7 protein-coding genes are annotated in these 10,822 nt (G+C 40.1%); 6 read left to right on the top strand and 1 reads right to left on the bottom strand.

All coding sequences use genetic code 11. The annotated features are described in order from the left end of the window. Nucleotides 1-447 precede the first annotated feature (447 nt). Nucleotides 448-1,110 carry a response regulator transcription factor gene (locus tag H5203_RS17600; protein WP_145235355.1) on the top strand — a complete coding sequence of 221 codons (663 nt, stop codon included), beginning with the start codon at nt 448-450 and terminating at the stop codon, nt 1,108-1,110. Here H5203_RS17600 and H5203_RS17595 read toward each other — a convergent pair. Continuing rightward, the gene (locus tag H5203_RS17595; RefSeq protein ID WP_182758182.1) at nt 1,107-4,646 is read right to left on the bottom strand and encodes a PAS-domain containing protein; all 3,540 of its coding nucleotides are present in this window, start codon (nt 4,644-4,646) and stop codon (nt 1,107-1,109) included. The genes H5203_RS17600 and H5203_RS17595 overlap by 4 nt on opposite strands. Nucleotides 4,647-4,827: 181 nt before the next feature. Here H5203_RS17595 and H5203_RS17590 point away from each other — a divergent pair, with 181 nt between their 5' ends. The 5 genes from H5203_RS17590 to H5203_RS17570 all read left to right on the top strand — a co-directional run bounded on the left by H5203_RS17590 (nt 4,828) and on the right by H5203_RS17570 (nt 10,808). Further along, nucleotides 4,828-5,868 carry a DcaP family trimeric outer membrane transporter gene (locus tag H5203_RS17590; protein WP_145235348.1) on the top strand — a complete coding sequence of 347 codons (1,041 nt, stop codon included), beginning with the start codon at nt 4,828-4,830 and terminating at the stop codon, nt 5,866-5,868. 140 nt (nt 5,869-6,008) lie between these two features. Continuing rightward, nucleotides 6,009-6,815, top strand: coding sequence for an ABC transporter ATP-binding protein (locus tag H5203_RS17585; protein ID WP_182717177.1), 807 nt, complete (start codon nt 6,009-6,011; stop codon nt 6,813-6,815). Beyond that, the gene (locus tag H5203_RS17580) at nt 6,815-8,776 is read left to right on the top strand and encodes a long-chain fatty acid--CoA ligase (RefSeq protein WP_182820040.1); all 1,962 of its coding nucleotides are present in this window, start codon (nt 6,815-6,817) and stop codon (nt 8,774-8,776) included. Before H5203_RS17585 ends, H5203_RS17580 begins: the two co-directional genes overlap by 1 nt. Further along, nucleotides 8,773-9,666 carry a branched-chain amino acid ABC transporter permease gene (locus tag H5203_RS17575; protein ID WP_145235342.1) on the top strand — a complete coding sequence of 298 codons (894 nt, stop codon included), beginning with the start codon at nt 8,773-8,775 and terminating at the stop codon, nt 9,664-9,666. The genes H5203_RS17580 and H5203_RS17575 overlap by 4 nt, the downstream gene beginning before the upstream one ends. A gap of 68 nt (nt 9,667-9,734) precedes the next feature. Further along, nucleotides 9,735-10,808, top strand: coding sequence for a branched-chain amino acid ABC transporter permease (locus H5203_RS17570; protein WP_149982122.1), 1,074 nt, complete (start codon nt 9,735-9,737; stop codon nt 10,806-10,808). The last annotated feature ends 14 nt before the right edge of the window (nt 10,809-10,822 follow it).

Raw genomic sequence — 10,822 nt, 5'->3', positions numbered from 1 at the left:
TTTTTAAGATACCATTTTAGTAATAGTCCTTTGTCTAGGTTATAAGAGGGAAAGTTAAATAAATGGTTTAAGCCCGCTTTTGGTGCTGCAATTTTGGTAATCGACCTTTGTCTTGATTATAAGAGGGAAAGTTAAATAAATGTGTTAAGCCCGCTTTTGATGCTGCAATTTTGGTAATCGACCTTTAATCTGAATATAAAAGGCAAGATTAAATAAATGTTTACTCCCTCTCCTTTCTTCCTGATATCTACTCATAACATAGAATAAAACAGCGCTTATAGGTTCATTTTCACGAGTGAATTTTAGTCAATTTATGCTATTTAGGTTTATTATTATTGAATTATTTTATAATAGCGTTACTTTATTCAAGACAACGAACACTATTCAATCAAAAAACAATTGATGAAACTAAAAGATCATTAATCTAAACATTAGGTTAGAAATAAAATGACAACACACACAAAAATCTTAATTGCAGATGATCACCCGCTGTTTCGACAAGCACTATTACTTATGCTGGAATCAAGCTTTAATAATGCTTGCCTACTTGAAGCCGAAACAATTCCCGAATTAGAGCACAAATTAGCAAACACCACAGATGTTGATCTGATCTTACTCGATCTTGATATTCCGGGTGCACAGGGTTTTAATACGCTGAGTAATATACGTGAGCTGTATCCTGAAATAGGGGTGATTGTAGTATCAGGTTTTGAAGAGCCTGATACCATACGCAAAGCGATGAGCCTGGGTGCAGCAGGCTTTATACCTAAATCAACTCCCGTCCCTGAGATGATAAAAGCAATAGAAGATGTGCTACAAGGCAAACTATGGACACCCACCGATGATCACAATAAAAATACGCCAGAGCAACAGCAAGCAGAAAAGTTAGCAACATTAACGCCCCAACAGCATAAAATATTACACATGTTTGCCGATGGTTTGTTAAATAAACAAATCGCCTACGAACTTAGCTTGTCTGAATCTACAATCAAAAGCCATGCCAGCACAATATACTTAAAACTTGGGGTAAAAAGTCGAACTCAAGCCGTGATTTTATTAAACGAGCAGCAACTGGCACAAGCATCACTTTCACCTTTTCATCGCCATTAACTATTATAATTTTTTTCTAGCTGTTTAGTTAATAAAGCACTCATCAACGCCCGTAATGCGACGGGCTTGATGATTTTCCGCAAATAGCCAATATCGGCTTGCTTTGCCTGTACTTGCACTAACTCATCAGTTGTTGCGGTGATTAAAATCGCAGGTAATGGATACTGGCTGATTGCTCGAATACGCTTGATTAATTCAATGCCATTACAGCCATCAAGATGCTCCGAGTGAGGCTTTTGCTCCTGTCGCTCAGAGTAGTCTACTGTTACAATATGCAAAGGGTTAGCGGGGAACATTGGTTCAGCACTAAGTTGATAATCAACTAAGAGAATATCAATTTCATCTTCATGTGTTTTATAAAGTGCAGACGCCTCGGCTGCGGTTGTCGCGGTAAATACACGACATTTCCAGGCTGTTAAAAGCTCGGTCATACCTGCAATAACATCTTTTTCGTTATCAATACATAGCACCCCAACTCCTTGCAAAGTCATATTCTTAGGGGCAAGTGTCGGCTTTGTTTGCTGTACACGGTTTACAATCGGTACTTCAACGCTAAACAAGCAGCCATGCTCAGGCTCTGATACCAAGCCAACCTTATGCTCAAGAATATTAGCCAGGCTTTGTGCAATATTTAAACCCAACCCCAAGCCTTTAGGGCCAATCAATTGCGTCGATAATTGTGTAAATTGTTCAAATACTTCTTGCTGCTTATCTTCGGGGATGCCAGGTCCGTTATCAATCACTTGAATACTTAAGTAATTGCCCTTACGACGACAACCCAGCAATACTTTACCTTTATTTGCATAGCGAAATGCATTACTTAAAAAGTTTTGCACAATCCGCGTTAGCAAAGTTAGATCTGTGCGGATAAATAATTGACTTGAGTGACAGCGAAAATCAATTTGATAATCTTTACTCAAGGCAGAAAACTCCGAATGCAACATACTAAATACCCGCTCCAGTGCAATGTCATTGAAAACAGGGATGATATTGCCACTTTCAATCCGCGCAATTTCATTTAAATCAAGTAATAGGTTATTTGCTATCTCTAACGAATTATCAATTTTCTTAATTTGCTCACGCTCTTGTATTGACACTCTAGGGCTCAAACATACCGCAGAAGAAAACAACCGAGCAGCCGACAATGGTTGCAAAAGATCATGACTACAGGCTCTTAAATATTGACTCTTTTTCAAATGAGCCTGCTCTGCTTTTAACCTTGCATCAGCGAGTTCTCGATTGGCTTTTTCAAGCTCTAAGTTTGCTAGTTCTAATTCTGTCGTGCGCGCAAGAACACGACTTTCAAGATCGGTGTTTTCTTCTTTTAAATAATTTTCTGCTCGGCGAAACTCCGTAATATCTGAGAAAATCATCACAAATCCTCCACCAGGTATTGGGTTCCCTTCAATTAACAGCACCTTACCATTGGCTAACTTTCGCTCTGATTTATGCTTACTACCGGCTTTTAAGTACTCAAGACGTTTATTAACCTGCCCCTCAATATTATGTATATAGCGATTTTGATTGCTAAGGTTGAAGCGGATCAACTGGCTAATTGGGCAACCAATATAGATTAAATTTTTAGGGTAATTAAAAATATCTAGATACTGCTTATTCCATGCTACTAAATTCAAATTAGCATCTATCACAGAGATCCCTTCACTGGTATTTTCAATCGCTCCTTGCAATACTGAACGACTAAATTCAAGTTGTTGAGTAGAGTTATCCTCAACAATTTTAGCAACTTGATCAAATGCGATATCACGCCCAGCCAAAGCAAAAGAAATCACCAATTTGGCTGATGCCGAGCCCATTACACTCGCTAATGTCTGCTCTGCATGCAGTAATAAAGCCTCATTATAGGTTTTATGCTTTTTAATTTTATGTGATTGATTAAATTCAGCAAAGCACTCGGCTGCTTTGTCTTGACCAATAAAGCGAGCAATTAACAGCTCGAGTTCCTGACGATCTATTTTTGGTTGTTTAGGCAGATGTGAATCTTGTTTATTATCGGTTTCATAGAAATATTTACTCTGCATTTCTTCGCGAATATTTTGCCGAGTAAGCTGTGAAACAATAAACAGCACAATAAGGTTAATAGCCAAGCCAAACAAGGTAGCCACCGTTGTAGCAGGCCAATTTGTATTGCTTAACGGGTGTGCATAAAACCCAAGCTGTGGTAATAAATTAAACAGTGCCCAAATAGAGAAACCACAAAACATGCCCCAAAAAACGCCCTTTTGAGTCGCTCTTCGCCAAAAAAAAGCAGCAACCAATGCAGGCCCTATTTGCGCAATCGCGCCAAACGCAACCTCACCAAGTGATGCCAGCGTATCAGGTGGAGAAACTAATAACATACAATAACTAAGCGCAATAACTACAACGACTAAGATTTTACGGATCAATAATAATCGGGATTGAAAGTGTAAAAAGTCATGGTGCTTACGAGGCGCTAATTTAAAAATTAACGGAAAAACAATTTCGTTACTGAGCATAGTACTCAATGCAATGGTCGATACAATCACCATTGAACTTGCCGCAGAAACCGCCCCTAAAAACGCAAATAACGACAGCCACTGTTGGCCGTTGTAGGCGGGCAAAAATAAAACATAAGCATCAGGGTCTAAAGACTGGCCATAATTTAATGTGCCAGCAAGGCCTATGGGACCTGCAAAAAAAGCGAATACCAAAATATAAAGAGGTAATAACCAGCGCGCTAAATTACTGGTTTTTTGTTCTTTAATCTCAACAAACATAACTTGAAATTGCCTTGGTAAACATAAAAAAGCCGACATAACGATGATCAATAAACCCACCATACCTACTAGGTTATAGCTTTCAAACTGCTGCGATAAGGACACGTAATCTTGTGACTTTTGCCAAATATCAGCGGGGGAATCATAAATAACAAATGATACAAATAAGCCAACAAGTAAAAAAGCGATCAGTTTAACTAACGATTCAAAGGCAATCGCTATCATGACGCCGGGATGACGCTCTGTTACATCGATAGTTCGAATGCCAAAGATAATGGTGAATCCAGCTAAAATCAGGCTAACGATTAAACCTAATTGCCAAATCGGAAAATCTTGGCTTTGCTGTAAAATTTTATAAGAGTAAACAATCGCTTTAAGCTGCAAAGCAATATAAGGCAAGGTGCCAATCATGGCCACTAACGTTACCAACAAGGCTAAGCTTTGTGATTTACCAAACCGAGCCGAAAGTAAATCAGCAATGGAAGTACTTTTGAGTTTGAGGCAGGTTTTTATGATCCGCTGAATAAAAGGCCAAGCAAATATAAATAATAAAATAGGGGCTAAATAAACCGAAATATAAGAAAAAGAGCTATTTGCCGCCTGCGCTGAAGTACCTAGAAACCCCCAAGACGTACAGTAAACCCCTAATGATAAGGCATAAATAATAGCATGCTGTTTGGCAACTAGCTTATGTCGATACTTGCCCCCAAGGTGGGCAATTAGAAATAACAAACTAATGTAACCAATACTTACACTAACCAACAACCAATTAGAAAACATCGCGCTCTTCTTTGTATCAAATTGTATTTATTATTATTTTCAATGCTTACTTTGCCCGTAAAACACAGCATATAACATTGGACTAAAGGACTAAGCGCAAGGTACTAGCCCTTATTTACAATTGTTGATTTTTTCGACTCACCTAGTATGAATCACACATAATAACAAAGGAATTTGGTCGATGTTCAACACACAATATAAAAAATTACTGCTTACATCTGCTTTTCTTACTGCCAGTACATCCGCACTGGCAGGCTACGAGATCAACATAACTGAAAACGATAAATTAACCTTCGGTGGCTACATTAAAATTGATGCACGATACGTTGACGGTGACATTGCCTATCGTGATTACTGGATTGGTGATGGCATTGCTTTAGAAGAAGACGCATCCCAGTTTCGTATCTTTGCTAACGAAACCCGTTTCAATACTAAATACCAACACGGCGAGATAACAGGCTTCATCGAAATGGATTTTTGGGGCGGCGGCGGTAATGAAATTGTCTCTAACTCAGCTAACCCGCGCATCCGACATGCTTTTATAAACTACAAAGATCTCACTGTTGGCCAAACTTGGTCAACCTTTATGAATACTAGCGCAATTCCTGAAACTGCCGATTTTGCTGGCGCAACAACAGGTCTAGTATTTATTCGTCAAGGGCAAGTACGTTATAACATGGGCAACTTCCAAGTATCCATTGAAAATCCTGAGAGCTGGGGGGGCGATACCGCAAACGATAATATTCCTGATTTAATCGCACGCTATAACATCAAAGGTGATTGGGGCAATGTCTCTATTTCTGGCTTAGCACGGCAATTACATACCTTATCAGGTAACACTGAAAGCGCCTTTGGCGCATCTGTTGCGGCACGAATTAAAACAACAGGAAAAGATGACTTACGCCTACAAATTCATAAAGGTGATTTAGGCCGCTATGTAGGGGCTGCGGCTGTTAAAGATCTCTATGGTGAAGAAGTTGAAGATATTACCTCTGTATTAGTTGCCTATCGTCATTTTTGGAATGATTCACTGCGTTCAAGCGTGCTGTACGGCAAAGTTGATGGAGATGTATCCAATCGTGAGCGTACGCAATGGGGTATAAACCTCTTTCAAAACTTAACTAAAGAACTCGAAGTGGGTATTGAAGTCGGTAACTTTTCAATTGATGAGTTAGATAAAGATTCAAATTACCTACAAGCCACAATGAGATACATCCTCTAGCTGACAGAACACTTTCTAATGTTTGTTGTGTGTAATAACGACCCCAACCGTTAATACATTTTAAAGAGGGTTCACCCCCTCTTATTTTTCAACGCATTCGTTATTCATTTTTATTCTCAGTTAAATTTAGGAGTATGAGTATGACAACATCGATACTCAATATAGAGCAAATATCGCTAGCCTTTGGTGGTGTTAAAGCCTTAACAGATGTTAGTTTTTCGGTGACTAAAGGCTCTGTATTTTCAATTATTGGCCCAAATGGGGCTGGTAAAACATCAATGCTCAATTGCATTTCTGGCCGCTATCAACCTAACAGTGGAAAAATCACCTTTGCAGATCAAGATGTTACCCACTTAAAACCCAATGACCGCGCAGACTTAGGTATGGGCCGTACTTTTCAAAACTTAGCCTTATTTGGCCATATGTCAGTGCTCGATAATATTATGGTTGGTCGCCATCACTTATTAAAAAACAATTGGTTAACAGGGCCGTTATATTGGGCTTCTGGGGCGCAAAAAGAAGAACTCGCTCACCGAAGAAAAGTAGAAGAAGTGATCGACTTCCTTGAGATCTCTCATATCAGAAAATCCATCGCTGGCACCTTGTCTTACGGGCTTCGTAAACGCGTTGAATTAGCTCGTGCAATGGCTCTAAACCCAAAACTGATTTTACTTGACGAACCAATGGCTGGAATGAATCTGGAAGAAAAAGAAGACATGGCCAGATACATCCTCGATTTAAATGAAGAATTCGGTATTACGGTCGTTATGATTGAACATGATATGGGAGTTGTAATGGATATTTCTCATGAAGTTATGGTGCTGGATTTTGGTAAAAAATTAATTTCTGGTTTACCACACGAAGTCATGGCTGACCCCTATGTTAAACGTGCCTACCTTGGTCTTGAAGACGACGCAGAGCCAGCCACCTTAGAGGAGGTAAGTTAATGACTAGCCAAATCAATCAAGATTTTGAGATGGGTGAACTGAATACCTTCCCCAAAATTCTACAACACAATGCCACGCATTGGCCTGATATGGTGGCGATGCGAGAAAAAGAGTTTGGTATTTGGAACGAGTTCAGCTGGGCCGAATATAACAATAAAGTAAAGTGGTTGTCGCTCGCGTTGAGTAACAAAGGCGTGAATACAGATGATACCATTGCCTTACTTGGTGATAACCGCCCAGAATGGATATGGGGCGAAATTGCTGCTCACGCTTTACGTTGCCATTCATTAGGTATTTATCAAGATTCAATGCATGACGAAGTAATCTATTTACTCGCTAGCAGTGGCGCAACCGTTGTGATTGCTGAAAACGAAGAGCAATGCGATAAATTACTTGATTTAGGTGATGGCATAGAGCAAGTAAAATTCATTGTTTATTGCGACCCAAGAGGTATGCGCAAATACAACGACTCGCGACTTATAGATATCAATACCCTATACACACTGGGCCAAGAACTCGAACAAGCATACCCTGATCGTTATCAAGCCATGATAGATGCCTCAGCCCCTGACGACATTGCTATTTACTGCACCACTTCAGGTACCACATCAAAACCCAAAATTGCCCTACTCAATGGTGGCAATTTTATTAAGCACTGTAGTTCATATTTACGTGCTGACCCGCGTCAAGCTGGCGACAACTATGTATCTGTATTGCCCTTACCTTGGATCATGGAGCAAGTCTATGCAATTGGCCAAGCACTGATCGCCCGTCAAATTGTAAATTTTGTTGAAGAACAAGAAACACTCATGGCTGACCTACGAGAAATTGGCCCCAGCTTTGTACTATTAGCACCACGGGTATGGGAAGGCATTTTAGCTGACGTACAAACCCGTATGATGGATTCAACACCTTTTAAAAGAAAGCTATTTAATTTTGCCATGAAGCTGGCTGAGCAAAGCCAAGTAACAGGCAAAAAATCATGGCTAGCTGAAATTCTACTGCTAAAAGCACTTCGTGATCGACTCGGTTTTTCATTCTTAAAATCGGCTGCCACCGGCGGAGCTGCGATGGGGCCTGACACCTTTAAGTTTTTCCAAACCATTGGTGTGCCTTTACGCCAACTCTACGGCCAAACAGAAATGTGCGGAGCTTACACCATCCATCATGAAGCCGATGTTGACTACGACAGTGTTGGCGTCGCGTTTGATAATGCACAAATTAAAGTCATTAATCCCGATAAAGCCGGTATTGGCGAAGTTATTGCTAAAACAGTCGGAATGTTTAGTGGCTACCTTAATAATCAACAAGCCTATGATGAAGACGTGATTGACGGCTGGATGCAAACAGGTGATGCCGGTTACTTTAAACCGTCTGGCCATTTAGTGGTGATTGATCGGATCAAAGATCTCGCTTGCACCAGCGACGGCGCACAATATTCTCCTCAATATATAGAAAACAAACTTAAGTTTTCTTCATTTATTGGCGAAGCCGTTATTTTAGGTAAAGCAAAGCCTTATCTATCAGCCATCATTTGTATTCGTTTTAGTATTGTTGCGAAATGGGCTGAGCAACAAGGGCTGTCGTTTACCAACTACACCAACTTATCAACCCTGCCTGAAGTGTACGAAAAAATTGGCGAAGAAATAATGCGCGTCAATGAGTCACTTCCTGAATCACAAAAAATCCATAAATTTTTATTACTTTACAAAGAACTTGATGCCGATGATGGCGAATTAACACGAACCCGTAAAGTTCGCCGTAGTGTTATTGCGGATAAATATGGCGACATTATTTCATCCATTTATGACAACAAGGAAAATGTTGATATTGATACCATGGTGGTATTTCAAGATGGTACTAAAACCCGTATTCAAACCCAGCTTAAAGTCACTTCGCTGATCGAAACAGCCTGCACGGCTGCTGATAACAATATCAACATAACACGGAGAGTCTCATGAATTTTGAATTGCTAATTCAACTAATCGTCAATGGTTTAATTGTCGGCTTACTCTATGGCGTCGTTGGGATGTGCTTTGTATTAGTGTACAAATCAACGCAAATTGTAAACTTTGCCCAAGGTGAGTTTTTATTAGTGGGTGCCTGGGTATGCTGGGCAGTACTGATTTATTTAGAGCTGCCTTTTGTAGTGGGCTTTTTACTGACAATGGCCTTTATGGCAATCTTTGGTGTGCTGCTGCAAATGATTGTTTTACGCCCGATGATAGGTGAACCTATTATCTCAGTGATCATGATCACCATTGGCTTATCAATCTTTTTTCAAGCCTTGATGAAATGGATTTTTGGTGTTTCAGCGCAAAGTTACCCGCAAGTATTTACCACTAATAGCATCCAAATATTTGGCTTGAACATTGAAGCCGCTTACTTAATGAGCACCGTAATCGCCTTAATAATTATGGTTGCCTTCTATCTATTCTTTAAACATTCAAAATACGGTTTAGCAATGCGAGCCACAGCCTTTGATCAACAGATTGCACAAAGCTTAGGTATTTCGGTAAAACAAGTTTTTGCTATGAGCTGGGGTATTGCTGCTACGGTTTCAGCCACAGCTGGAATTGTTATTGGCATGGTAAACGGGGTTTCAAATTCACTGTCATTAATTGGTATCAAAGTTTTCCCTGCAGTTATTCTTGGCGGTTTAGATTCTATCATCGGCGCTATTGTCGGTGGTTTGATCATTGGTGTATTAGAGAATGTCGCTGAGTTTTTCGACAGCCAATATCTGCATGTTGGCAATATGTATGACATCGCACCATTTTACGTGTTGCTCGTCATCCTTTGGTTCAAACCATACGGTTTGTTCGGCACAAAAGATATTGAACGTATTTAAACAAGCCGATTTAGGTGCATCAATAGCGCCTAACAAGTGCAGATAAAGGTAAATTTTAGGAGTTTATTATGTCGAGTTTAACCATGAGACCCTGCGGCGATTTCCGCACCAGTTATAAACAAGATAATACAATTTTTGAAACAACAACCATCAAAAATGTGGCAATTTTCGCAATTGCCCTATTATGTGCAGCGCCATACTTAGTCGATGCATATTACTTAACCCTATTTATTCAAATTTCATATTTAGGGATAGCCGCACTAGGGCTCAATATTTTGGTCGGTTACACCGGACAAATTTCATTAGGTCATGGCGCATTTTTTGGCTTTGGTGCTTTTGCATCAGCATGGCTCAATATCTCCTTTGGTATTCCTGTATTGCTGTGTATTCCACTGGCTGGTTTTTTAACAATGGCTGTAGGCATGATGTTTGGTTTACCGGCCTCAAGAATTAAAGGCTTGTACTTAGCTATAGCCACACTGGCTGCGCAGTTTATTTTAGAAGACTTCTTTGCCCGTGCTGACTGGTTTTCTGGTGGTTCTGCCGGCTCATCTGCCGACCCAATTAGTATATTTGGCTTTGTTTTTAATAGCGATGAAAGCTTCTTTTATATCGCCTTAGCAGCCTTAGTTATTATGTATATTTGGGGCTGTAATCTGATGCGCAGTCGTGATGGTCGCGCCTTTGTTGCAGTACGTGACCATTATCTATCAGCTGAGATCATGGGCATCAAGCTCAATAAATATCGCTTACTCTCTTTTGGTATATCGTCTTTTTATGCCGGTATTGGCGGTGCCTTATATGCCCATTACTTAGGCTATGTTTCTGCCGAAGGCTTCACCTTATTTATGTCGATTCAATTTTTAGCCATGATCATCATCGGCGGCTTGGGTTCAATTAAAGGCACCTTAATGGGTGTGGTATTTATGGTGTTTTTACCTGAAGTGCTCGAAAGCGGCGTTGGTTTAATGAAGATGACCGACTGGGGCAATATTCCTATGGTGGTTGATGGCCTGGCCTATATCAAAGAAATGGCCATTGGCTTAGTGATTATCTTATTCCTTATTTTTGAGCCGCAAGGCATGGCACACCGCTGGGCACAAATTAAAAACTATTGGAAGTTTTACCCGTTCTCTTACTAATCAATAGACACTAA

This window comes from Pseudoalteromonas sp. SG41-1 (assembly GCF_014164575.1).
Taxonomy (GTDB): Bacteria; Pseudomonadota; Gammaproteobacteria; order Enterobacterales; family Alteromonadaceae; genus Pseudoalteromonas; species Pseudoalteromonas rhizosphaerae.
Note: the sequence above shows the minus strand (reverse complement) of the source record. Positions and strands in the feature narration are given on the sequence as shown.

Bases quoted from the DNA above. Each gene is read 5' to 3' on its own strand.
- H5203_RS17600 (WP_145235355.1), top strand. From the start codon at position 448: ATGACAACACACACAAAAATCTTAATTGCAGATGATCACCCGCTGTTT.
- H5203_RS17595 (WP_182758182.1), bottom strand. From the start codon at position 4,646: ATGTTTTCTAATTGGTTGTTGGTTAGTGTAAGTATTGGTTACATTAGT.
- H5203_RS17590 (WP_145235348.1), top strand. From the start codon at position 4,828: ATGTTCAACACACAATATAAAAAATTACTGCTTACATCTGCTTTTCTT.
- H5203_RS17585 (WP_182717177.1), top strand. From the start codon at position 6,009: ATGACAACATCGATACTCAATATAGAGCAAATATCGCTAGCCTTTGGT.
- H5203_RS17580 (WP_182820040.1), top strand. From the start codon at position 6,815: ATGACTAGCCAAATCAATCAAGATTTTGAGATGGGTGAACTGAATACC.
- H5203_RS17575 (WP_145235342.1), top strand. From the start codon at position 8,773: ATGAATTTTGAATTGCTAATTCAACTAATCGTCAATGGTTTAATTGTC.
- H5203_RS17570 (WP_149982122.1), top strand. From the start codon at position 9,735: ATGTCGAGTTTAACCATGAGACCCTGCGGCGATTTCCGCACCAGTTAT.